The organism is Actinomadura rugatobispora, assembly GCF_055379765.1.
The window spans coordinates 2,982,596-3,007,346 of the sequence record NZ_AP029191.1 but is presented as its reverse complement, the minus strand read 5'-3'; the positions used below and the strand labels follow the sequence as shown (position 1 = coordinate 3,007,346).

The 24,751-nt window shown below is 73.4% G+C and carries 18 protein-coding genes; 12 read left to right on the top strand and 6 right to left on the bottom strand.

Going from position 1 to position 24,751, the window contains the following annotated elements:
• Positions 1-30: 30 nt before the first annotated feature.
• The 12 genes from ACZ466_RS12420 to ACZ466_RS12365 all read left to right on the top strand — a co-directional run bounded on the left by ACZ466_RS12420 (position 31) and on the right by ACZ466_RS12365 (position 18,236).
• Entirely contained in the window at positions 31-1,314 is a 1,284-nt protein-coding gene (locus ACZ466_RS12420) for an ABC transporter substrate-binding protein (RefSeq protein ID WP_378289742.1), read from the top strand.
• Between the two features lie 3 nt (positions 1,315-1,317).
• The gene (locus ACZ466_RS12415) at positions 1,318-2,256 is read left to right on the top strand and encodes a carbohydrate ABC transporter permease (RefSeq protein ID WP_378289740.1); all 939 of its coding nucleotides are present in this window, start codon (positions 1,318-1,320) and stop codon (positions 2,254-2,256) included.
• Positions 2,253-3,080, top strand: a complete 828-nt coding sequence (locus ACZ466_RS12410; protein WP_378289738.1) for a carbohydrate ABC transporter permease — start codon at positions 2,253-2,255, stop codon at positions 3,078-3,080. The genes ACZ466_RS12415 and ACZ466_RS12410 overlap by 4 nt, the downstream gene beginning before the upstream one ends.
• Before the next feature lie 4 nt (positions 3,081-3,084).
• Positions 3,085-6,738 (top strand): glycosyl hydrolase, encoded by a 3,654-nt coding sequence (locus tag ACZ466_RS12405; RefSeq protein WP_378289736.1) that lies wholly within the window; start codon positions 3,085-3,087, stop codon positions 6,736-6,738.
• A gap of 37 nt (positions 6,739-6,775) precedes the next feature.
• Positions 6,776-8,368, top strand: coding sequence for an alkaline phosphatase D family protein (locus ACZ466_RS12400; protein WP_378289734.1), 1,593 nt, complete (start codon positions 6,776-6,778; stop codon positions 8,366-8,368).
• 46 nt (positions 8,369-8,414) lie between these two features.
• Positions 8,415-10,025 carry an alkaline phosphatase D family protein gene (locus ACZ466_RS12395; RefSeq protein WP_464043489.1) on the top strand — a complete coding sequence of 537 codons (1,611 nt, stop codon included), beginning with the start codon at positions 8,415-8,417 and terminating at the stop codon, positions 10,023-10,025.
• Between the two features lie 232 nt (positions 10,026-10,257).
• The gene (locus ACZ466_RS12390; RefSeq protein ID WP_464043487.1) at positions 10,258-11,094 is read left to right on the top strand and encodes a hypothetical protein; all 837 of its coding nucleotides are present in this window, start codon (positions 10,258-10,260) and stop codon (positions 11,092-11,094) included.
• Entirely contained in the window at positions 11,091-12,116 is a 1,026-nt protein-coding gene (locus ACZ466_RS12385; protein ID WP_378279946.1) for a hypothetical protein, read from the top strand. The genes ACZ466_RS12390 and ACZ466_RS12385 overlap by 4 nt, the downstream gene beginning before the upstream one ends.
• Before the next feature lie 86 nt (positions 12,117-12,202).
• Positions 12,203-15,829: a CHAT domain-containing protein gene (locus tag ACZ466_RS12380; RefSeq protein WP_378279944.1), complete on the top strand. Its 3,627-nt coding sequence runs from the start codon at positions 12,203-12,205 to the stop codon at positions 15,827-15,829.
• A gap of 7 nt (positions 15,830-15,836) precedes the next feature.
• Entirely contained in the window at positions 15,837-16,529 is a 693-nt protein-coding gene (locus ACZ466_RS12375) for a hypothetical protein (RefSeq protein WP_378279943.1), read from the top strand.
• Positions 16,529-17,176 (top strand): RES family NAD+ phosphorylase, encoded by a 648-nt coding sequence (locus ACZ466_RS12370; protein WP_378279941.1) that lies wholly within the window; start codon positions 16,529-16,531, stop codon positions 17,174-17,176. The genes ACZ466_RS12375 and ACZ466_RS12370 overlap by 1 nt, the downstream gene beginning before the upstream one ends.
• A 337-nt stretch (positions 17,177-17,513) precedes the next feature.
• Positions 17,514-18,236, top strand: a complete 723-nt coding sequence (locus ACZ466_RS12365; protein ID WP_378279939.1) for an NPCBM/NEW2 domain-containing protein — start codon at positions 17,514-17,516, stop codon at positions 18,234-18,236.
• A 6-nt stretch (positions 18,237-18,242) separates the two neighbouring features.
• Here the strand turns inward: ACZ466_RS12365 and ACZ466_RS12360 are convergent, their stop codons facing one another.
• The 6 genes from ACZ466_RS12360 to ACZ466_RS12335 all read right to left on the bottom strand — a co-directional run bounded on the left by ACZ466_RS12360 (position 18,243) and on the right by ACZ466_RS12335 (position 24,745).
• The gene (locus ACZ466_RS12360) at positions 18,243-18,998 is read right to left on the bottom strand and encodes a hypothetical protein (RefSeq protein ID WP_378279938.1); all 756 of its coding nucleotides are present in this window, start codon (positions 18,996-18,998) and stop codon (positions 18,243-18,245) included.
• Between the two features lie 360 nt (positions 18,999-19,358).
• Entirely contained in the window at positions 19,359-20,189 is an 831-nt protein-coding gene (locus tag ACZ466_RS12355) for a hypothetical protein (RefSeq protein WP_378279936.1), read from the bottom strand.
• A gap of 144 nt (positions 20,190-20,333) precedes the next feature.
• Entirely contained in the window at positions 20,334-20,822 is a 489-nt protein-coding gene (locus ACZ466_RS12350; RefSeq protein WP_378279934.1) for a hypothetical protein, read from the bottom strand.
• A 90-nt stretch (positions 20,823-20,912) separates the two neighbouring features.
• Entirely contained in the window at positions 20,913-21,896 is a 984-nt protein-coding gene (locus ACZ466_RS12345) for an ABC transporter ATP-binding protein (protein WP_378279932.1), read from the bottom strand.
• Positions 21,886-23,808 (bottom strand): dipeptide/oligopeptide/nickel ABC transporter permease/ATP-binding protein, encoded by a 1,923-nt coding sequence (locus tag ACZ466_RS12340; RefSeq protein ID WP_378279931.1) that lies wholly within the window; start codon positions 23,806-23,808, stop codon positions 21,886-21,888. Before ACZ466_RS12340 ends, ACZ466_RS12345 begins: the two co-directional genes overlap by 11 nt.
• Positions 23,798-24,745 carry an ABC transporter permease gene (locus ACZ466_RS12335; RefSeq protein WP_378279929.1) on the bottom strand — a complete coding sequence of 316 codons (948 nt, stop codon included), beginning with the start codon at positions 24,743-24,745 and terminating at the stop codon, positions 23,798-23,800. The genes ACZ466_RS12340 and ACZ466_RS12335 overlap by 11 nt, the downstream gene beginning before the upstream one ends.
• Positions 24,746-24,751 lie beyond the last annotated feature (6 nt).

Here is a 24,751-nt window from a genome sequence, read left to right as displayed (position 1 = left end):
CCGGACGGGCCGCGACCCTGAGGAGGACACATGACATCGTCATCGCGCGGGACGCCCCTCGGCCGCCGCGGCTTTCTCCGGCTCGCCGGAGGCGCCGCCGCCGTGACCGCGCTGCCCGGCGCCCTGGCGGCCTGCGGCGGCTCGTCCGGTTCGGGCGGGACGCTGCGCCTGGTGGGCGTCGCCGACCAGCAGAAGCCGCTCGACCTGCTCGTCAAGGGCTACACGCAGGCCAAGTTCAACGCCTCGTACGCGCCCACCGACCAGGTGCAGACCTCGGTCCGCACCCAGCTCGGCGCGGGCGCGGCCCCCGACGTGCACGTGGTCTTCCCGGGCAACGGCAGCGCGATGAGCATGGCGCAGATCGCGCAGGCCGGGCTGCTCGCCGACCTGTCCGACCAGGCGTGGACGAAGAACATCCCGGCCAACTTCAAGCCCGCCTTCCAGCAGGGCGGCAAGACCTTCATCTACTCCGCCGGGTCCAGCGTCATCGGCGCCATCTACAACAAGAAGGTGTTCCAGGAGGCCGGGATCGAGGCGCCGCCCACGACCTGGACCGGGTTCCTGGACGCCTGCGACAAGATCAAGAAGAAGGGGAAGGTGCCGATCGCGCTGGGCGCCCAGACCCCCTGGGTCACCCAGCTGATCACCTACGCGCTGGTGCCGTCCACGGTCTACGCCAAGAACCCCCAGTTCGACGCCCAGATGCAGGCGGGCTCGGCGACGTTCGCGAACTCGGGCTGGACGGACGCCTTCACCATGTACCTCGACCTCCAGAAGCGCGGCTTCTTCAACGACAACCCCAACGGCACCACCTTCGAGCAGCAGACCTCGATGGTCGCCACCGGCAAGGCCGGGATGGCGATCCAGGTGTCGGCGGTGCTGCCCGACTTCCGCAAGGCCGCCGCCACCCCCGACGACCTGGCGATGTTCCCCGTCCCGGGCGCCGACGACGCCAACGGCGTCTGGATCCCGGCGGGCGTGGTCGTCGGCCTCGGCGTCAGCGCCCGGAGCAAGAACCGGGACGCGGCCAAGGCGTTCGTCGACTACCTCGGCCAGCAGAAGAACATCAACGCCTGGGCCGAGGCGGTCGCCTGCGTCCCCCTCGTCCGCGACGCCGGCTCCAAGATCGACCCCGTGCTGAAGGACTTCCTGCCCTTCATCGACGGGAACAAGGCCGTCCCGTTCATGGACCAGGCCTGGCCGAACGCCGAGGTCCAGCCCGCCCACTTCGCGGTCGTCCAGGAACTCCTCGGCGGTAAGACCACCGTCCCCCAGGCCCTCGCCAAGCTCGACGAGACGTACAGGAAGAAGTAGCAGGTGGCCGAGGTGCTCAGTGCGCGGGGCAGCCGGGCGCGCCGCCGTTCTCCGGGACGGCGGCGGCGCGGCGGGTTCCTGTCGCCGCCGTGGTGGTTCGCCGCGCCCGCCCTCGCCGTGTACGCGCTGGTGGTGCTGTACCCGAGCGTGAGCGGCGTGGCCGTGGCGTTCACCGACTGGAACGGCATCGGCGACCGTTCGTTCAACGGCCTGGCCAACTTCCAGAAGCTGCTCCAGGACGACGCCGCCCGCGGGTCGCTGGTCAACACGCTGCTGCTCACCGTCGCGATCGTGCTCGTGCAGAACGGGATCGGGCTGCTGCTCGCGCTCGGCGTGCACACCCGCATCAAATCGCGGGCCGTGCTGCGGGTGGTCTTCTTCGCGCCCGCCGTGGTCAGCCCGGTGATGGTGGCGTTCCTGTGGAAGTACGTCTACAACCCCGCGCCGGACGCCGGCCTCAACGGGATCCTCGGCGCGGTCGGGCTCGGCGGGCTGCGGCAGGACTGGCTCGGGAACCCCTCACTGGCCCTGTGGTCGGTGGCCGGGATGGTCGTCTGGCAGTTCGCCGGATACTCGATGGTCATCTTCCTGGCCGGGCTGGAGGGCGTCCCGGAGGAACTGCACGAGGCCGCGATGATCGACGGCGCCGGGCGGTGGCAGCGGTTCCGGACCGTGACCTGGCCGCTGCTGGCGCCCGCCGTGACGATCAACGTGATGCTGTCGACGATCGGCGGGCTCAAGCTGTTCGACCAGGTGTACGCGGCCACCAACGGCGGTCCCGGGCACGCCAGCGAGACGCTGTCCACGGTGCTCTACAAGCAGGCGTTCGTGTTCGGCAACTACGGCTACAGCACGGCGATCGCACTGGTCCTGGCGCTGTTCGTGGCGGCGGTGTCGATGGTGCAGATCTTCTACCTGCGCGGCAGGGAGGTCACCTCGTGAGTTTCCGGTACGGGTTCCGGACGTTCCTGCTGGAGATCGTGATGATCGGCGCGGCGGTGGCGTTCCTGTTCCCCGTGTACGCGCTGATCACGCTGTCCCTCAAGGACAAGCAGCAGATCGCGGAGGCCCCGCTGGCCCCGCCCACCTCGCCGCATCCGGGCAACTTCGCCGACGCGTGGCAGCGGGCCTCGCTCGGGTCGGCGCTGCTCAACAGCACGGTCATCACGGTCGCCAGCCTGGTCGCGCTGATCGCGATCGGGTCGTTCGCCGCCTACTTCCTGGCCCGGCGGGCGACGCGGCTCGGGTTCGGGCTGTACGTGCTGTTCCTGCTGGGCATCGTGCTGCCGTTCCAGCTCGGCATGATCCCGCTGTTCAAGCTGGTCGACTCGGCGGGGCTGCTCGGCACCTACCAGGGGATGATCGTCTTCTACACCGGCATCCAACTGCCGTTCACGATCTTCCTCTACACCGGGTTCATCCGGGCGCTGCCGGGCGACTACGCCAACGCCGCGCTCATCGACGGCGCCGGGCACCTGCAGGCGTTCACCCGGGTGGTGTTCCCGCTGCTGCGCCCGATCACCGGCACGGTGCTGATCCTGAACGCCGTGTTCATCTGGAACGACTTCTTCACGCCGCTGCTCTACCTGGGCGGATCGGCGCGGGAGACCGTCCCGGTGCGGATCTTCGCGTTCGTGGGCCAGTACGTCTCGGACTACGGCCTGGTGTTCGCCGGGCTGGTGCTGGCCGCGCTGCCGATCATCGTGGTGTTCCTGGTGCTGCAGCGGTACGTCATCAAGGGCTTCGCCAGCGGACTCAAGGGATGAGGCGATGATACCGCCGCGGCTGAGGGCCGTGCTGGAGGCGCCGCCGCGCGCGTTCTCCCCGGCGCCGATCTGGTGGTGGAGCGGCGAGCGGCTGGACCGCCGGAGGCTGCGCGACCAGCTGGAGCGGTTCGCCGACGGCGGCGTCCACAACCTGGTGATCCTGAACCTGGCGCCGTCGGGGCCGATGTTCGGCGCCGACGCCGACGACCCGGCGTTCTTCGGCGACGCCTGGTGGGAGCTGCTGGACGGGGTGTGCGATGACGCCGCCGCGCTCGGGACGTCGCTGTGGTTCTACGACCAGCTCGGCTTCTCCGGCGCCGACCTCCAGGCGCGGCTGGTGCGGGAGCGGCCGGAGTTCGCGGGCCTGTGGCTGGAGCCCGATGGACGGTCGGCGCACCGGGGGTTCGACTACCTGTCGGCGGAGGCGTGCGAGGCGCTGCTGGACCGGGTGCACGGCGAGTTCGAGCGCAGGCTCGGGCACCGTCTCGGCTCGGTCATCGTGGGGTCGTTCCAGGACGAGCTGCCGTCGCTGCCCACGTGGTCGGCCCGTTTCGCCGAGGAGTTCGAGCGGCGGCGCGGCTACGACCCCGTCCCGCACCTGGACGCCCTTTGGGGACGAGGGGAGGGCGGGGGCGCCTTCCGCCGCGACTACCACCTCACGCGGGCGGAGCTGGCGGAGGAGGCGTTCTTCCGTCCGCTGGCCGAATGGCACGGCGAGCACGGCCTGGTGCACGGCTGCGACCAGCAGGATCCGGCGCGGGCCGGGCTGCCGGTGGACGGGGTGCGCCTGTACGCCGACTACGCCCGCACGCACCGCTGGTTCGGGGCGCCGGGCTCCGACCACCACGGCGACGCCCGCGTCCACTCCTCGCTGGCGCACCTGTACGGCCGCGACCGCGTGTGGATCGAGGCGTTCCACTCCAGCGGGTGGGGCGGCACGCTGGAGGAGACCTTCGACTGGCTGCTGCCCTGGGTTCGCGCCGGCGCGACCCTCTACAACCCGCACGCGGTGTACTACACGACCAAGGCCGGCTGGTGGGAGTGGGCGCCGCCCTCTACGGACTGGCGGCAGCCGTACTGGGCGCACCACCGCGTGTTCGCCGACGCCGTCACGCGCCTGTGCGCGGCGCTTTCGCTGGGACGGCACGCGTGCGATGTGGCCGTGCTCTTCCCGACGGCGACCGCGCAGGCCGGGAGCAGGCTCGACGGGGTCGATCCGGACGCGGAGCGGGCGCAGGAGGTCTATCGGTCGCTGGTCGGGGACATGGCGTGGTTCCGGATGGTGCCGGGTGCGCTGGACCGGCTCCGTGTCGACGCCGACGTGATCGACGACGACTCGGTGACGCGCGCCCGGGTCGTGGACGGGCGGCTGACGGTCGCGGACGAGGCGTACCGCACCATCCTGCTCCCTGCCTGCACCGTCCTGGAAGGGGAGACGGCGCGGCGCCTCGCGGAACTGGCCGAGGCCGGGGGCCGGGTCATCGCGGTCGGCCCGCCGCCCCGCGCGGGCGTCGGCGACCCCGAGGCCGGGACGGCCGTGGCCCGGCTGGCCGCGCTGCTGGAGACCGTCCCGGACGCAGCCGACCTGGACGGCCTGCTGGACGGCGACCGCCGGGTGGACGCGCCCGTGCCCGCGCTCGTCCGGGAGGTGGACGGCGCGACGCTGGTGTTCCTGACCGCCTCGCCCTCCATGGCGAGCCGCGTGTCGGTGGGGCGCCCGGACGAGCGCGGCGCCGACCTCGGCTGGATCGACGTGACCTACGACTTCGACCCCGACCGCTACCTGCGCGACATGCCCGTGCGCGTGCGGGGCGTGGCGGGGGCCGCGTACGCGGTCGGCGTCTTCGACGGCGTGCCGCGCAGGCTCCCGGCCACGGCGGTGGACGGCGGCGTGGAGCTGGTCGTCCCGTTCGACGACGGTCCCGCGGCCCTGCTGGTCTTCCCCGGCGCGCACGCGGACGAGGAGCCCGAGCCGTCGCCGCCCGCGTACCGCGAGGTCGACCTGGGTCCGACCTGGGAGATGGAGCTCGTCCCGACCCTCGACAACACCTGGGGCGACTTCGCCCGGCCCTCCGGCGAACCGGTCGCGCTCGAACGCTGGGAGCTGCTCCACCGCGCCGACGACGACCCCGAGTGGACGCGGGCGCACGCCACCTTCGGCCCGCACGGCGTCTGGTCCTCCGACGGGACGCACTGGCACGAGGCGATCTACTCGGAGACCAGGGGAATCCGCAAGGACGCTGTTCACCGGGCGTTTCTCGGTCCGAAGGGGCACGTGCCGGAGGAGTTCCTCGACTTCGGCCAGGTTGGTGCGGGACGGCGGGCGGTGTTCCGCACCCGCCTCACGGTGCCCGCGCCGGGAGGGTTCCCGGCGGCCGGCGCCGCCGCCGTCAAGACGCTGCTGGTGGACGGGGCGCCGACGCCCCTGGACGACCACGGTCACCTGGCCGTGGCGAGGGCGCCGCTCGCGCCGGGGGAGTACGACCTGGAGTTGAGGCTCGAATCCGCCGAGGACGTGCGGTTGCGCGCGCACCTCGCCGTCGTGGCCGACCCGGAGCGCTACCGGCGACCGGAGTGGATCACGATCCCGGAGGCGTCGCGCGGCGGCTCCCGGGTCACGTTCACGACCCGGCTCCCCGCCGACGCGCACGGAACGCTCCAGGTGGCCTCGCCCGCGCCCTGCCGGATCCTGGTGGACGGCGAGGAGCTGGGCCGCCAGGGCGGCTTCGACCCGTACGCCGAGCAGGAGGCGCCGCGCGTCGGCCGCTACGACGTGACCGGGCACGGTGGCGCGGAACTGGCGCTGGTCCTCGCCGCGACCGGCGCGGCGCCCGCCGTGCTGGTGGACGGCCCGGTCGTGTCCGGTCCGGGGGCGGAGTGGCGCGCGGACCGGGACGGGGCGTCCGTGCCGGTCGTGCCGGGCCGCACGCAGCACGGCGACCCGGCGGCCCTGCACCTGCGCCGCCGCCCGCATCCGCTGCCCGGCGCCGCCTGGCTCGAAGGCCCCGCGGACGGGACGGTCCTGCCCACGACGCTCGCCGTGCCCGGAAAGGGCGGTCGCCTGGAACGCTTCAAGTTCGCGGTGCCGCCGGGCGCGACCCGCATGACGGTGGACGTCCACGGCGAGGTGGTCGGCGCCTTCCTCGACGGCGACCCGATCGAAGCGCCGTGGCCGGACTGCGCGCTGCCCGGGGGAGCCGCGCGAACCGCCGAGCTGCACGTCCTGACCGTCCCCGGCCGCACGGGCGGGGCTGCGCTGGCCGGGCCCGTCCGCTTCACCCCCGGTCCCGGCACGCTCGGGCTCGGCGACTGGGAGGAGCAGGGCCTCGCCGGATACAGCGGCGGCGTCCGCTACCGCTGCCGCGTCGACATGCCCGCCGACGCGCGCGATGTCGTGCTCGACCTGGGCCAGGTGCGCGGGACCGCCGAGGTCGCCGTCAACGGCACGGCCTGCGGCGTCCGCGTCTGCGCCCCGTACCGCTTCCCCCTGGACGCGGCGGCGCTGCGCCCAGACGGCACGAACGAGATCGAGATCGTCGTGTACGGAACCCTCGCGCCGCACCTCGACGAGACCAGCCCGACCCACTTCGTGTTCGAGGGCCAGCGCGTCTCCGGCCTGTTCGGGCCCGTCGTCCTGCGCGTCCCCGACACCCCCTGACCAAGCCCCGGTCCCCCCGCCCCCCCCAGGAGAGCGAATGACAGGTACCGCACGGCCCCATGCCCGCGCGCTCGGCAGACGCGAGCTGCTCCTAGCGGGGGGCGCGCTCGGGCTCGGCGCCGCCGCGGCCGGGTTCTCCCCGAGCAAGGCGTGGGCAGAGCCGCGCTTCGCGTCCGATCCGTTCGCGCTCGGTGTGGCCTCGGGCGATCCCTGGCCGGACGGCTTCGTGCTGTGGACGAAGCTCTCCCCCGAGCCCCTTTCCGTGGACGGCTCGGGCGGCATGCCGCCGCGCAAGGTGGAGGTCGGCTGGGAGGTGGCGGCCGACGACCGGTTCCGCCGAGTGGTGCGCCGGGGCCGCACGTTCGCCGTCCCGGAGCTGGGCCACTCCGTGCACGTGGAGGTGCGCGGCCTGGAACCGGCGCGCGAGTACTTCTACCGGTTCCGCGTGCACGGCGAGCTGAGTCCCGTGGGACGCACCCGCACCGCGCCCCCGCCCTGGGCGGACCTGCGGAGCCTGAGCTTCGCGGCCGTGTCGTGCCAGGCGTGGTTCGAGGGCTTCTACACCGCCTACCGGCACCTGTCGGAGGAGGACCTCGCGGTCGTCTTCCACCTGGGCGACTACATCTACGAGAACCCGATCGACGCCAACGGCGGCGTCCGCAACACCCCGGTCGCCCCGGAACTGCGGCCCGAGCCGTACGACCTCGTCCAGTACCGGCTGCGGCACGCGCTGCACCGCTTCGACGCCGACCTCCTCGCCGCGCACGCCGCCCACCCGTTCGTCGTGGTCTGGGACGACCACGAGATCGACGACAACTGGGTCGGCGACATCCCCAAGGCCAACGAGGACCCGGCCGGGTTCCGGCAGCGCAAGACCGCCGCGGCGCAGGCGTTCTACGAGTACCTCCCGCTGCGCCTCTCCAGCAAGCCCACGGGAACCGACGCGCGCCTGTACCGCCGCCTCGGCTACGGGCGGCTCGCGCAGTTCCACGTGCTCGACACCCGCCAGTTCCGTGCCGACCAGGCGTGCGGCGACCGGACGAGCGACTGCGCCGACCGGCTGCTGCCCGGCCGCACCGTCCTCGGCGACGAGCAGGAGACCTGGCTGTACGAGGGACTCGGCCGCAGCCGGGCGCGGTGGAACATCATCCCGCAGCAGATCCCCGTCACCCAGGTCGACACCGTCCCCGGCGACGGCCGCGCCTTCGTCATGGACTTCTGGGACGGCTACAAGCCCGCCCGCGACCGCCTCTTCGACGAACTCGTGAAGCGGAAGGTGAGCAACCCCGTCGTCCTCACCGGCGACATGCACCGGCACATGGCCGCCGACCTCAAGCTCGACTTCGACGACCCGGGCTCGCGCACGGTCGGCGTCGAGTTCGTCGGCACCTCCATCTCCACCAAGATGGACGGCGAGGACCTCGACCAGGGCGGCCGGAACCTGCTCGACGCCAACGAGCACATCGCGTTCACCAGCTACCAGCGCGGCTACCTGCGGTGCACGCTCACCCGGGACGCCTGCCGCGCCGACTTCCGCGTCCTGCCGTACGTGACCCGTCCCGGAGCCCCGGTGAGCACCCGCAGGAGCTTCGTCACCGAGAACGGCGACCCCGGCCTCAAGGACGCCTGACAAGACCCGCTCAACCCTGAGATCCCCCCACTCAGCAGGAGGTCTGATGTCCTCGCATGTCGACCCGGTGTCGCGGCGCCGGTTCCTCGGATGGGGCGGGGCCGGCACGGCCGCCGTCCTGCTCGGCACCGGAGCGCTCGGCGGCACCGCCGCGCACGCGTACACGCTCCGCAAGTCCGGGCTGTTCACGCTGGGCGTCGCGTCCGGCGACCCGTCCCCCGACGGGTTCGTGCTGTGGACGCGGCTGGCGCCCGAGCCGTTCGCGGCCGACGGCAAGGCCGGGATGCCCGACCGCCGGATCCGCGTCGAGTACGAGGTGGCCCGCGACGAGCGGTTCCGGCAGGTCGTCCGGCGCGGCTCGGCCGTCGCCACGCCCGAGCTGGGCCACTCCGTGCACCCCGAGATCGCCGGGCTGGCGCCGGACCGGGAGTACTTCTACCGGTTCCGCGCGGCCGGGGAGGTCTCGCCGGCCGGCCGCACCCGCACCATGCCCGCCGCGAGTTCCCTGCCGCGCGACCTGACGTTCGCGGTCGCGTCCTGCCAGGCCTGGCAGGACGGCTACTACACCGCCTACGACCACATGGCCGCCGAGGACCTCGACCTCATCGTCCACCTCGGCGACTACCTCTACGAGTACGAGATCACCGGCAACAACCGGCGGGGGGTGACCGTGCCGCCGCAGTTCGGCACCGAGACCTTCGACCTGGCCCGGTACCGCCTCCAGTACTCCCTCTACAAGGCCGAGGCGCCGCTGCAGAAGGCGCACGCCCAGTTCCCGTGGATCCACACCCTGGACGACCACGAGGTGGTGAACGACTGGGCGGACGACACCGTCATCATGGGCCGCGACCCCAACCCCGACCCGGCGGAGTTCGCCCGCCGCAAGGCCGCCGGGTTCCAGGCGTTCTACGAGAACCTGCCGCTGCGCCGCGCCCAGCTGCCCTCCGGCCCGGACATCCGGCTGCACCGCCGGATCGGCTACGGCCGCCTCGCCGAGTTCACGATGATCGACACGCGCGGGCACCGCGACATCCAGGCGTGCTCGTACGGCAACGGCACGGGCCGCACCCGCGACTGCGACGAGCGGTTCGACGCGTCCCGCACCATCCTGGGCGACGAGCAGCGGCGCTGGCTGCTGGACGGCTTCGGCCGGTCCAGGGCCCGCTGGCAGATCCTTGGCAACCAGGTCCCGATGACCGAGACCGACTGGGACCCGGGGCCCGGCAAGGACGTGTGGGTCGACCCGTGGGACGGGTACGCCGGCGAGCGCAACAAGGTGCTGGCCGCCGCCCACGACCGCGGCGTCCGCAACCTGGTCGTCATCAGCGGCGACCGCCACCAGAACTACGCGGCCGACCTCAAGAAGGACTTCGACGACCCGGGCTCCCCCACCGTCGCGTCGGAGTTCGTCGGCACGTCCGTCACCAGCGGCGGGGACGGCGCCGACATCGACGACCTCGGCCGGACGTTCCTGTCGGCCAACCCGCACATGAAGTTCTTCAACGCCCAGCGCGGCTATCTGCGTGTCAACGTGGACCGCGAGCGTTGGCAGGGCGACTTCCGGGTGCTCCCGTACGTGACCCGCCCGGGCGCCCCCGTCTCCACCCGAGCCACCTTCGTAGTGGAAGACCGCCACCCCGGCGTCCAACAAGCCTGACCCCGCCCTCCGCCGCCGGCGCGCTCCGGAACCCGCGGGTTCCGGAGCGCGCCGGCGGTGCCATGACGGCAAGGGAGCCTTTCTGGGGGGTAAGGGTGGGGAGGGCTTGCGGGTGACATTCGGGGGATCCGGGTGACGCTTATGTGGGGGGATGTGAGCATGGGTCCGCCGGAAAATCGTCAGGGGGACGATCGGCGAGCGATCGATGGGAACGCACCCGATGCTCGATCTGTTGACAGAATTGCGGCGGACGCCCACGTCATTGTGGACGGAGTCGGCGTTCGGGACGCGGTCCCTCAACGCCCCGCCGGACGGTGAACGGCCCAAGCCGCGTCCGCAGTTCTGCCGGGCGGTCGTCCGGCACCTGGCCGAGATGGACGGCGGCACCGACTTCGCCGCGGTCCGGATCGGGCGCGACGAGCTGAAGCGCCGGACCGGCCACCAGGGCGAGGGCACGCTGTACGCCACCTTCGGCCCGAACGCCCAGCAGTCGCTGGCGTCGCTGCTGGCCGCCGAGATGGGCTCGACGTTCGCCGTGCGCGACGCCGTCCGCCACGTGCTCGCCGAGACGAAGGTGTGGAGCCACCGGCCGCACCGCGACGGCTGGCTGGCCGCGCTGGAGGACGGGGCGGCGCCGTCCCGGAGGTTCGCCGCCGAGACGCTGGTGCGCGTCCTGGCCGACTGGACGGCGCGCAACCCGCGGCTGGCGCGGTCGGCCGGGCACCTGCCGCCGCCGACGGCGGTGCAGGACCTGTGCGTCATCTCCGGCGGGCGCGCCTCGTCCGCCGACGCCAGGGTCTTCCTGGCGGAGGTCGTGCGGGTGGCGGCGGGCTTCGAGGGCGCCTCGGCGCAGGCGGTGCTGAACGCCGTGCACGACGACCTGATGCGGCTCCTGGCGATCGGGCACTCGGACTACGCCGACGAGCTGGTGCGCAACGCCAGGGAGTCGCTGGGCGAGATCGAGTACATGTGGCCGCACCTCGGCCCGGACGAGCGCGAGCGCGTGGCCACGAGGCTGGGCCCGATCGTGGGCGACCTGTACCGGCGCATGGACAAGGACGAATCATGACCGGACCGACGGCGCTGGCCGACGCCGAGGCGGACCTGGCGGCACGGTACGAGGTCGCGATGCACAGGGCGGAGACGTCCGGGGACCTCAGGGATCTGGAGCGGCTGCTGGCCCGGGCCGCAGAGCTCCTTGGCGCGTCCAACCGGATCGCGCTGCTCGTGGAGTGCGGGCTGGAGGAGATGAAGAGCCGCGCGCGCCCGCTCACCGAGTCGGTGGAGGTGTGGGAGGCCCTGTGGTGGCGCGCGTCCGCGGCGCTGCCGTCCGACGATCCCACGCTGATGTCCGCCCGTGCCTTCCGGGCGCGCTACCGCAGGCGGCGCGGGCGGAGCGAGGACCTGGAGGCGGGGGTCGAGTCCTACCGCCGCCAGTGGGAGCAGCGCCGCGAGGCCCTGGGCGTGGACCACTACCGGACCCGGGTGATGCACGCGAACCTGGCCCTGGCCGTCCGCGACCGGGACGCGGACGGTGACCTGGACGAGGCGCTGCGCATGCTCAGGGACGAGGTCGCGCACCGCATCGCCAATTACGGCGAGCAGCACCCGTTCACCTGGATCGTCCGGTCGGTCCTGGCGCAGACGCTGGTACGGGCGGCCGAGCGCGCCCCCGGCCCCGCCCGCCGGGCCGAGCTCGCGGGGGAGGCGGCGGAGATCGCCGGGTCCCTGGCCGACGGGCGGCGGATCAGGTTCGGCGTCGCCGACATCTCGACGCTGCGGGCGCAGCTGGTGCACGCCCACGCGCTGGTGCTGCTCGGGCGGGCGGCCGAGGCGGTGCCGGAGATCCGGCACGTGCACTCCAAGGCGCGGTGGGCGCGGGTGCCGCTGGAGCCGGGCTGGGCGGAGTCGCTGCTGGCCCGTGCCGAGGCCGGGGCGGGCGAGCCGTCCGAGGCGCTGCGCTGGGCGGAGGAGTCCCACCGGCTCAAGGCCGGCTATTTCCCGCCGGGCAGCCGCCAGGTGGTGGAGGCCGAGCGCCTGCTGTCCCGGCTCCGGGAGGACGCACCATTCGATTCCACTCATCGATCTTGATTTATGGAATCTCGTATTCCATCGGGGACATGTCTTTATTGGAATTCTTGATGGTGCGTATCTGGTTTGTCTAAAGTCGTCCGGGCATGCTGGCGATCCGGGCCGGCGGCCTTTCCCTGGCCGCGGGAGCGCGGGCGGGAATGACGGGGGACGCGATGGGGGAGTCCGATGGCGCCGCCGAAGTCGGCGGGCCGGCCTGGCGGGAGGCCCGGGCGGCCTTGATCCGCTATCTGGATCGCGGGGGTGGTCCGGCGGATCTCGACACGGCGGTCGAGCGGCTCCGCGCCGTCGTGGGTCCCGGCCCGGACGCCCGCATCGAGCGGGACGCGCTGGTGCGGCTGCTCCTGGGGGTGCTGCTCGTCGTCCGCGTCCTGCCGGAGGGCCTGCTGCGCTCCGGGACGCCCACCTTCGAGCTGGCGATGCGCCTGTTCACCAGCTGGAGCCCGCCCGGCGCAGACTCGGCCTCGGATCTCGACGAGGGCATCTGCCACCTGACGAACGCGTCCGAGGACGCCCTCCTCTCGGAGGAGATGCACACCCTCGCCAGGGGGCTGCTCGGGACGGCCCTCATCTTCAGGGGGATGTCGAACGGCGGCGGCACCGACATGGAGCGCGCCCTCGGCCTCATGTCGGAGGCGATGACGGCCGGGCTGCCCACCGGGAAGGCGTTCACGACCGGCGAAGGGCTGAAACTGCCCGACCTCATGCGGGCGCTTGTCGGCCTGACCGCCGCAGGGAACGCGCCCGGCGCGGCCGACCCGGCGCGGTTGGAGACGGCGCTCGACGCGCTCGGCCAGGCCCGCGAGGGGCTCGCCGGACACCCCCTCGGCGACTACCTGACGGGTGCCTTCGGCGAGACGCTGGCACGGCGCGCCTACCTGACCGGCCGGTTCGCCGACTTCGGGACGGCGTGGGAGCACATCTCCGGCGCCCTGGAGAAACTGGAGCACGACGACCACCTGCTGCACGACCACCTCGTCTACGACGAACTCCTGCGCACCCTGGCCGGGGTGACGGTGTCCCACACCGCGCACACCTTCGACCACGGCCGGATCGACGAGCTGGTCCGGCTGAGCGGACGGGTTCTGGAGCGTCCAGGCGACGACCCCCGGGACGAGGGCAGGGACCGGTTCCTCGCCGGCATGGCGATGGCCCTGCGCGCCCTGCGCGACCGCAGCCGCGACGACGAGGCCGCCGCGATCGGGCACCTGCGGCGGGCCGCGGAGCGGATCCCGCCCGACGACCCCCTCATGGCGAGCGTCGTCGGCCTGCTCGGGGGCCTGCTCTTCGACCGGCACGGCCGCGAGGGCGGGCTGCAGGACTCGGCGGCGGCGGGCGTCTACTTCGACATCATCACGCGCGCCCTCAAGGAGTCGCGGGCGAACGGCGAGGTGCTCGACCCCACGACCGAGGCCGCCGTGCTCGGCATGGGGACCTACGCCCGCGCGGTGCACGGCTGGCGGACCGGCGACGCCGGAGAACTGGACGCGGCGCGCGGGGAACTGCGTTCGCTCGCCGAGCTGATCCCCGCCGACCATCCGTGGCACCCCCGTGTGCGCACGTCGCTGGGCGTCACCCTCATCGTCCACGCCCGGCTGAACGGCGGCACGCCGGAGGAGATCGGCGAGGGGCTCGGCATCCTGGCCGAGGAGGCGGAGACCGCCGCGGCCCCGCTCGCCGGAGCCGAGGTCGTCGACACGCCCGCCGCCGACCTGTCCGGGCTGCTGGCCAGGGGCGGGTGCGCGCTGGCGGCACTGGCCGTTCTCTCCGGCGACGGCCCCGACGCGGACGCGCGGCTCGACCGGGGCGTCCAACTCCTCGAACTGTCGCTGGACGACCGGCTCACGCGCCGCAGCGAGCTCCCGGGCGCCCGCCTCCAGTGGGCGCTGGGCACCGTGCTCCTGCTGCGGTACGACCGGAGGCGCGTCCAGGGCGACGAGCGCGCCGCCCAGGATCTCGGCGCGGGCATCGCGCGCCTGGAACGCTCACGGGAGTTGTCGGCGGACCGTCCCGGCGATCCGTCCAGGACCGCGTGCCTGCAACGACTGGCCCTGCTCTACCGCGACATGGCCGACACGGACCGGGCGATCGAGGCCGGCATGGAGGCGCTGCGCGCCCACGCCGACGACGTCCTGCTCCAGACCACCTCTGAAGGGGCCCTGACCGTGGCCCGGGGCGCGGCGGAGCTCTCGCAGGCCATGGCCGGCTGGTGCCTGGGCGAGGGGCGGCACGAGGACGCGGTGGCCGCGCTCGAACTCGGCCGCGGGCTCGTCCTGCACGCCGCGACCGAGAGCCGGGACCTGCCCGAGGTCCTCGACGGCCTGGGCGAGACCGATCTCGCCGCGCGGTGGCGGGCCGAGCAGTCGAAGTCTCCGGCGGCGCCCTGGGACGGCGGGGTCACGGGCCTCCGGGCGGCGGACGGCCCGTCCACGCAGCTGTTCGGCGAGATCCTGGGCATGGAGCCGCCGGACGATCTGCGCGCCCGGACTCTGGAGACGTTGCCGGGACGGCTGCGCACGGCCCCGTCGGCGGTCGCCATCGCCCAGGCGGTGCGGGCTCTGGGGTCCGACGCCCTCGCCTACCTGCTCCGCGACTCCGGCGGCACGGCCGGGCGGGCGCTCGTGGTGCGCGCGAACGGAACGGTGTCGTCGGTCGAGCTGCCCCGCCTGGACGCCTCGGGCGACGGCCCGCTCGCGGAGTTCGTCGAGGCGGAAGCGGCCCTTGACCCGGACGACCCCAACGACGGCCCGGCGAACGCCAGACGCGACGCCGCGCTGGAGAGCCTGTGCGACTGGGCCGGGGAGGCGGTCCGGCCGCTGGTCGAGCACGCCCTCTCCTGGAGCCTGGCGCAGCGGGAGCCGCGGCTCACGCTGGTGCCCTGCGGGGTCCTGGGCCTGGTGCCCTGGCACGCCGCCGCGCTCGCCCCGGACGGCTCCCGGCGCGTCCTGCACGACCTGGTCGTCACCTACGGCGCCTCCGGCCGCCAGCTGATCGACGTGGCCGGCCGCGAGGCCGTGGACCCGTATCGGAACCCGGTCTTCGTCGCGAACCCGTCGGGCGAGTTCTTCTGGAACGCGAGCGTGGTCAAGGACCTCCGGCGCCACTACTACCCCGGGTCGCTCCGGTACGGACGCCCCCGCGGTTCGGCCGAGGGCGCGGGTACGGCGGAGGAGGTTCTGCGGTGGCTGCCCGGCGCCGCCGCCGAGCGCCCGGAGCGGGCGCCCGCGTCCCTGATCCAGTTCGGTTGCCACGCCCTGGCGATGCGTCCCGCCGCCCGCTCCTACCTCGAACTGGCCGGCGGCGAGCGGCTCGAAGTCTCCGACGTCCTGCGCCAGGCGCGGCGGAGCGGGACCGGGGCGGGCGGCGGCATGGTCATCCTCTGCGCCTGCTCCTCCGACCACACCGAGGTCGACCACGACGAGGCGCTGACCCCCGCCACCGCGTTCGTGGCCGGCGGCGCGGTGACCGTGCTCGGCGCCCGCTGGGCCGTGCGCGACAGCCGCGCCGCGCTGCTGGCGTTCATGTATCACCACCACCTGCGCGAGGGCCGCGCGCCGGCCGACGCGCTGCGGCTCGCGCAGCTGTGGATGCTCGACCCCCGGCGGCGGCCGCCGTCCCCGATGTCGGCGCTGCTCACCGACCGGGTCTCGGACGAAGGACTCGCCGACATCGCCTCCTGGGGCTCGTTCGCCCTGCAGGGGCGGGGAAGGTAGGAGGACGGTGCCGTCACCGACACCCTTCGGAGAGGCGCTGCGCGCGCTCCGCGACCACTGGCCGGACGTCGCAGGCAGGCTGGACGGCGCGGCGCGGGCCCGCGTGCTGGAGCTGATCGGCCGGTACCGCGACGCCGACCCCGACGACCGGCTCGACGTGGTCCTCGAACTCATGATGCTCCTCGGCGAGGTGCTGCCTGCGGGCCATCCGGTGCGGCGGGCGCTCGCCCAGGGCGACCCCATGATGCGGGCCACCGCCCTGGCCGGGGACGAAGAACTGTGGGCGGACCTCGACGTCCTCTTCGCCGAACTGGCCGAGTCCACGTCCGGCACCGGGCGCTTCGACGTGGAGGCCGTGCTGCGCGAGGTGAAGGCCCGGCTCCTGCGGAACCCCACGCTGACGGAACGGGAGGTGCGCGAGCGCGGCCAGGACCCCGCCGCCGCGGACCTGATCAAGCTGCCGGACCCGGCGGGCGTCCCGCTCCTGCCCGCCTTCCAGTTCGGGGACGACGGGGCGCCGCGTCCCGTGGTGCTGCGGGTCAACGCGATGCTCGGAGCGGGCGGCGACCCGTGGGGCGTGGCGAGCTGGTGGCTCGACCTCAACGCCCGCCTCGACGAGGCGCCGTTCCGGCTCCTGGGGCAGGTCCCGGACGAGTACATCCTGGCCGCCGCGGCCGCCGTCATCGAGGACGCCGGCTGATGGTCGCCCAGGAGCCGCCCGCCGACTACGACGGGACGCCCAACGTCCACGTGCTGAGGGCGGGCACACGCCTCTACCGCTGCCACAGCGTGCGCCGCACCGCCACCGGCTTCAACACGCGCCGGGTCCACTCCCACTTCGGAGGCGGGCGCTTCGACGCGACCGAAGAGCACCCGTACCCCTACTACTACGCGGGCACCAGCAAGACGACCGCGCTGGCCGAGACCCTCCTGCGGGACGTCCACCGCGATCAGCGCGGCTTCCACATCCTCCCGCGGGCCGCGGTGCAGGACCTCATGCTGTCCGAGGTCGAGACCCTCGCCGACCTCCGGCTCATCTCGCTGCTCAGCGCCGTCGACCTCGCCGCGGTCGCGCAGGACCGCTGGCTCATCCACTCCTCCGAGTATCCGCAGACCCGGTACTGGGGGCACTGGCTGCGGGAGCAGCGCGTCGACGCCCAGGGGATCATCTGGGAGTCGAGCCGGGACTTCCCGCACCGCACTCTGATCTTCTTCGGCGACCGCTGCGGGGACGGCGCCGCGCCGCTGAGACCCGTGGGCGCACCGGAGCCGCTCGGCAAGCCCGCGGGGATCGACCTCCTGAACACCCTCCTGAGCCCCTACCGGGTGATCGTCGCGCCCGACTGACGCCGCTCCATGAATTCCATGGCATTCATGGAATATGTGGAGAATTCCGTTTTTCGGGTCGGATCTTGGAATTGTTCGAATGGGTCGAAAATGTAGTGCCCGCTATCCTTCTTGTGTCATAATTTCGGGTATCGGAGGATGCGTGGTCAGGGCCTCCGAGACAGATCTCTGACGTGGATCGGGGCGGGACGGATCACGGATCCGTTGATCCGTACATTTCGCGGGTGAGCCGTGCTCACCAGCCTCTTCAGCATGCCGGGCGGCCGGAATCCCTTGACCGCGGCCCGCCATGCCCTCTCGCGCCCGGACGGTCGCAGCGAAAGAACGAGGTAAGTCGATGGTCTCCTTTGACAAGGACGAGCAGGGGAGCGCGAGCCGGCGCGACAGGCGCCGCCGCCGGAGGATCGATCTGATGCTGGTGCTGACGGCCTTGGCGGTGCTGGTGACCCTGGGCGCATGGCTGTTCCCCAGGGACAAGGGGCCCGTCTGGCTGCTCGGCCGGGACCCGGCCACCCCGGCCACGCCGGCTCCGGCCACCCCGGCGACCCCGGCGACCCCGCCCTCCGTGCCGCCGCCCACGGCCACCGCCACGCCCTCGCCCACCCCCGTCGCGGACTGGCTCGTCGACATGGAGCCGGTCGACGACAGCAGCGACGTCGACCCCGAGCCGGTCACCATGGGCGGCGTCGACTACCCGCGCAGCCTGCGGCACGAGTGCAGCCTGTTCTGCAACGACGACGGCAAGGGCGTCGAGGTCTACTACCTCGGCGGCAGGTACAAGAAGTTCGAGGCCATGATCGGGGTCAACGACCGGGCCGAGGAGGAGCAGGTCGGGCTGTTCCAGGTCACGCTGGACGGGCGCCACCAGCCCGGCACGAAGGTGTCGACCGGCCACCCGAAGAAGATCTCGATCGATGTCACCGGGGTGCTGCGGCTGCGGCTGGAGGCGTTCCGTCCCGGCACGACCGACGACCCGGCGATGGCCGGGGCCCGCGCGGCGGGCGGCCGGTCGAACCTGCTGCCCGACCTGGCCTGGGGCGACCCGCGCGTGTCGCAGTGACCGCGGTCAGGGGTCGCGCGAGGTGCGCCAGATGTGCTCGAACTGGCCGAGCCAGTACCCGTACCAGCGGCCGCCGTCGCGCGGTCCGAGGGTGATGTGCATGCGGCCGTGGCTGGACTCGTTGCGGGCGCCGTGGAACTCCACGATCACCTTCCCGTCGGGCGAGGACGGGTCCAGCGCGATGAGGCTGAACCCGGGGTTGTAGGGGAGCAGCCGGTAGGCGAACCGGCCGGGGCAGCTCCAGCGGCCCATCGTCCTCAGCCGTTCCAGGCTGGCGGCCAGGGAGCGGGGGAAGCGCTGCCCGGGGAAGTCCACCGAGTCGGTGAGCTGGCACGTGGCCAGCGCGATCGCCTCGGTGTGCTCGGGGTCCAGGACGACGACCCGCACGATCCCGTCGGCCCTGCCGAGCACGTGCCGCCTGAGGGTGTCGCAGCGCGCCGCGGTCAGCACGTGCGCACCCGAGGGGGCGAACAGCCACAGCTCCTTGGTGCGGCGGAGCAGCGCTTCGAGGGAGTCCTGCTCGAAGGCGGTGCGGTCGTCGAACGGCTGCCCGGGGACGGCCGCGCGGTCGTCCGGGATGGTGATCCGGTAGACCAGCAGCCCGATCCCGGTGATCGACACCGTCCAGCGCAGATCGTCGCCGATCAGGTCCGTCAGCGGGGACACGGCGGCGATGACGAGCGCGGTGAACGCCACCACGTAGGCCTCGACATGGCGCCGGTCGCGCAGATCGCGGCCGATCCTGCGAAGTAGGTCGGTCATGCCCTTCATGGTGAGCGCGTTCCTGCCCGCCGCCGAGGGCACGCCCACGATCCGCCCAGGCGGCGACCGGGGGCCGCCCCGCCCCGGAAAGGGGCGCGGCGGGGGCGCCCCAGTGACCCCCGCCGCGCCCCAGGCCATCAGCCGTTGTCGCGTGGCTCTTCGCTCTCCCCGTCGGGCGGGCCGAGTCGCATGGCGTCCTCCTCGTGCATCGGCGTGCATCGGATCTCGATGCGTCCGACGATGCTCCGCCGCGCCCCGCCGGGTAAGGCGAGAACAAGGACAGCAACTGGACAGGCCCCTCGTCGGACGGCGCGTTCCGGTGGCCGTGGACGAGGTACGCGATCCCCGGCTCGTGCAGGATCAGGACCGAGCGCTCGCCGACGGCGTCTCCCGCGCCTCCTCCAGGACTTCGATCGCCTCGCCGGCGCCGGCGCGCATGTCGTCCGCCATGCGCCTGAGCATCGGGGGAGCGTCCCGCCCGCCGGACAGCTCGTCGAAGAAGGACCGGGCGGTCTTCATCAAGGTCGCGATCTGGAAGAGGTTGATGCGGCCGGCGCGGCCCTCCGACAATGCCCGGCAGTACATGAGCAGCAGCTTCAGCAGGAGGGGCAGGGGCTTGATGTTCTCCGGGAGCCGTTCCTCCTCGACGCGGCCGAGAAGCTCGACCGCCTCCTGGAAGTCCTGGGGCCCGGTGGCCACCACGTGCATGGCGATCTTCAGCAGGTCGGCGGGGCCGGCGGCCCGGAACGGGAGGAGGATGCCCTGGACGAGCACGATGCCGAGCAGCAGGCGTGCGGTCTCGGCGCGGTCGGCCGGGAGGGCCTCGCCGGAGACGACCTCGCGCAGCAGGGCGAGGATCGTGTTCTGCTCGGTGGGATCGCCGTCCGCCATGTTGCGCAGGGTCAGCAGGGCGGCGAGACGGAAGGTGACCTCCGCGCTCCACGCGGCGCCGGGGGCCGGGTCCGTGGTCGCCTGCACCTGGCGGGCGGTCGCCAGCGCCTCGATGGCCTCGTCGAGGTAGGGGCGGCGGGCCTGGAGGTCGTCGTCGGGGGAGCTCCTCCACAGGGCCCCCGCCAGGTCGGCCAGGGCCCGGACGCGCTCGTCGTCCCGGCCCGAGGCGGCTGCGTCGGCGGCTCTGCGGCGGAGGGCCTCCAGGTCGTCCGGGGGGTCGTCGTCGGTGGTGCGGCTCATCGGACAAGCCTTTCTGTGCTCTGGTGATCTCAGTTTCCTGTTCTGATCGACCCGCCACCGAATATTCCAGGCATCTTTCTCGGGTCATGGAATGGTCCGAGGAGAATGGTGAAAATTAAAGGAAAGGCGTGCGGGTGGAATGCCTCAGTGGCGCCGGGGCGGCCGGTGGGCGGCGCCGCTCAGGCAGCGGGGCCGCGCACCCGTCCGGGGGGCGCCGTGCGGGGGCGGCGCGGTCGCGGGGCCGTGCTCGATGGTCTCGGCGAGCAGGTCGAGGGACTCGTCCAGCCGCCGCCGGACCGTCCTGGCGTCCCTGGCCATCCGCCCGGCGAGCCAGTCCAGCCGGTCGCGCAGGAAGCGCTGCCGCGTCCCCTCGTGCAGCCCGAGCGCCACCCGGGCGACCAGGGCCAGATCCTGGGGCAGGGCCTCGATCTGCGGGGTCAGCATCGCGATGAGCCGGGCCCGCGATCCGTGGTCGCCGCGGGCATTTCCCAGATGCTCTTTCAGCAATGGCCCCAGGCGTGCCGTGAGATCGGAGGCGTACACGCCCCTTCCCCGGCAGAGCATTCTGAGTTCCCGGCGCAATGACGAGGCCCGCGCTGCGCGCAGGGCGGGTTCGGAATGGTGATCGCTCATGGCCGCCTTCTTCCGCCGATCACCTTTCACGCTAAGGCGGCACGGTGCGGAACCACCGCGGGCGACCGCATGACGCCCCGCTTCCGACCGTTAGGCGACCGGCGGGACGGCGGGGTGGTGGCAGGCGATCCAGTGGCCCGGGGCCAGCGGGCGCATGGCGGGTTCCTCAGCGGCGCAGCGGGCGTCGGCGCGGGGGCAGCGGGTGCGGAAGCGGCAGCCGCTCGGCGGGTCGACGGGCGAGGGCGGCTCCCCGCCCGCCCGCTCCTCCTCCTCGGCGGTGAGCCGGAGCGGGCCGCGCGGGACGGAGGAGAGCAGCGCCCGCGTGTACGGGTGCGCGGGCCGTTCGACGAGGGTCTCGCCGGGGGCCAGCTCGCACGTCTTGCCCAGGTACATGACCAGGACGCGGTCGCTGACGTTCTTGATGACGGCCAGGTCGTGGGCGATGAAGACGAGCGTGAGGCCGAAGCGGGCCTTGAGGTCCTCCAGCAGGTTGAGGATCTGCGCCTGGACGGACACGTCCAGCGCCGACACCGGCTCGTCGCAGATGAGGACCTCGGGTTCCAGGGCCAGGGCGCGGGCGATGCTGATGCGCTGGCACTGGCCGCCGGAGAACTCGTGGGGACGGCGCCCGGCGGCGGTGGCGGGGTCGAGGCCGACCGCTTCGAGGACCTCGTCGACGCCGTCCCGCGAGCCCCAGACGCGGGGGCCCTCGGCGACGATGTCGCGGACGCTGCGGCGCGGGTTCAGCGAGGAGATCGGATCCTGGAAGATCATCTGGAGCCGGCGGCGGGTGCGGCGCAACGCCTCACCGCGCAGGCCGGTCAGCTCCAGGCCGTTCAGCCGCACCGACCCCGCGACGGGGCGAGGCATCTGCATGACGGCGCGGGCCGCCGAGGACTTCCCGCAGCCGGACTCGCCGACGATCCCCAGCGTCTCCCCGCGCGCCACGTCGAAGCTGATGCCTGAGACCGCGTGCACGGTGCGGCGCCGTCCCGCCGGGAACCGCACCGTCAGATCCTCCACGCGCAGGACCTCGTCGCCGTCGCGCAGATGCGCGGTGCCGCTACCCGCCATGCGGGACGCTCCCTTCCATCTGGGCTGTGCGCGGTTCGTCCGCCGGGTACCAGCAGGCGTAGGCGCGGCCGGTCGTGCCGTCCGAGGCCAGGGGCGGCTCCTCGGCCGCGCAGCGGTCCCGGGCGAACGGGCAGCGCGGATGGAACCGGCACCCGGACGGCGGCGCGGCCAGATCGGGCGGCCGTCCGTCGATGACCTCCAGCCGGGTGTGAGCGGGCGCGGCCAGGTCGGGTGCGGCGCGCAGCAGCGCCTCGGTGTAGCGCATCCGGGGCGCGCCGAGGACGGCGGCGGCCGGGCCGCGCTCGACCACCCGGCCCGCGTACATGACGATCACGTCGTCGGCGCGGTCGGCGACCACGGCCAGGTCATGGCTGACCAGGACCATCGCCATGTCCCGCTCGTCGCGCTGCCGGTGCAGCAGCGCCATGATCTGCTTCTGCACGGTGACGTCCAGCGCGGTGGTGGGCTCGTCGGCGAACAGCACCTCCGGGTCGCACGACAGCGCCATCGCGATGGTGATCCGCTGCCGCATCCCGCCCGACAGCTGGTGCGGGTGGCCGCGCAGGACACGGCGCGGCTCCGGGATGCCGACCGAGGCGAGCAGTTCCTCGGCCCTGGCCCGCGCCTCCCCGCGTCCCATCCCGAGGTGGACGCGGAGCGGCTCGGTGACCTGGGCGCCGATGGAGCGCACGGGGTTGAGCGCGGTCATCGGGTCCTGGAACACGGTCGCCATGCGGGTGCCGAGGACGGTCCGCATCTCCTCGGGGTCGGCGCCGTCCAGGTCCCGGCCCGCCAGGCGGACGCGTCCGGAGCGCTCGACGCCCGCGTCCGGGAGCAGCCCCAGGACGGAGCGGATGAGCATCGACTTGCCACTGCCGGACTCGCCGACGATCGCGAGCGTCCGGCCGCGTTCGAGGGTGAACGACACCCCGTCGACCGCCCGCACCAGGCCGCGCGGCGTGGGGAAGGCGGTGCGCACGTCCACCGCCTCCAGGAGCGGCGGCGGCCCGTCCCGCACGGGATCGTCCTGCACCGGCGCGTCCCGCAGCGCGGACCGCGCGGGCCGGCGCCCGGCCCGGACCGGCTCCAGGCCGCTCCGCCGATGGCCGGTGACCTCCTGGAGCCGGTCGCCGACCAGGTTGAACGCCAGCACGGTCAGGAACATCACCACGGACGGCACCAGCACGACGTGCGCGCTCGTGTCCAGCGTGCTCCGCCCCTCGTTGATCATCCCGCCCCACGTGGGCGTCGGCGGCCGCACCGACAGGCCCAGGAACGCCAGGCTGCCCTCGGCCACCACGACCACGGCCATGATGACGAACGCGTACGAGGCGGCGGGCGGCGCCACGTTCGGGGCGATCTCGCGCCGCATCACCGTCCCGCCGCGGGCGCCGAGCGCGCGTGCCGCGGTCACGAACTCGCGCTGGGCGAAGGTGAGGGTGGCGCCGCGGATCAGCCGCACCCAGGCGGGCGCCCCGAGCAGCCCCAGGACGATCAGCACGTTCCGCACCCCGGCCCCGGCGAACGCCACCACCGCCAGCGCGAACACCAGCGCGGGGAAGGCCAGCAGGATGTCGTTGGCGGTCATGATGACCCGGTCGGCCAGCCCGCGCCGGTACCCGGCGAGCAGCCCCAGCGGGCCGCCGATGAGCAGCCCGAGCGCGACCGCGCCCAGTCCGACGCCCAGCGAGACGCGGGCGCCGTGCACGACACGGCTGAGCATGTCGCGGCCGAGCGCGTCGGTGCCGAACGGGTGGGACGGGCTCGGCCCCGCGTTCGGCTCCCCGGCGAGCGTGGCGTCGTAGTGCGGCAGGGGCAGCAGGTCGGCGGCCAGGGCCGCGCCCGCCACGAGCACCAGCCACAGCGCCGCCAGCCGGAACCCCCAGCCGAACCTCCCCCGGTCAGGACGCATGGCGGATCCTCGGGTCCAGGACGCCGTACACCACGTCGATGGCGAAGTTGACCAGCACGTAGCCGACGGCGACCACCAGCACCCCGCCCTGCACGACCAGGTAGTCGCGGGACAGGATGCCCTCCACGATGAGCCGCCCCACGCCCGGCAGCCCGAACAGCGTCTCGATGATGACCGCGCCTCCGATCAGCGCCCCCAGGTTCAGCCCGACCACGGTGACCAGCGAGATCGCCGAGGGGCGCAGCGCGTGCCGCCACAGGATCCGGCGCGGTGACAGGCCCCGGGCGCGGGCCAGCGTGATGTAGTCCTCCCGCAGCGTCGCGACCAGGTCCGAGCGCAGCACCCGCGCGTACACCGCCAGCTGCCCGGCGGCGAGCGTCACCGCGGGCAGCAGCATCGACCGCAGGTTCCCGCCCGGCGACACCCCGAACGGGGTGTGCCCGGTCGCGGGCAGCAGCGGCCACCGCACCGCGAACAGCATGATCAGCACCACCCCGGACACGAACACCGGCGTGGACAGCAGCCCGAAGGCCGCCGTGCTCAGCAGCCGGTCCAGCGGCCCGCCCGGACGGCGCGCGGCGGCCAGCCCGGCGGGCACCGCCAGCCCCAGCGAGATGACCTGGGAGAGCAGCAGCAGCTCCAGCGTCACCGGCATCCGTTGCGCCAGCGACTCGCCCACCGGGACGCTGGTGATGTACGAGGTGCCCAGGTCGCCGGTCACCGCGCCCGCCAGCCAGGCGGCGTACCGGCTCCAGAACGGGTCGTCCAGGCCCAGCTCGCGGCGCACCCGCTCCAGCGCCGCCTCGTCCCCGCCGTACCCCAGGATCTGCATCGCGGGGTCGCCGGGCAGCAGCGTGATCATCCAGAACGCGAGCACGGTCACCGCGAGCAGCACGAACACCAGTTGCGCGCCCCGCCGCAGCACCACCCAGGCCATCCGCGC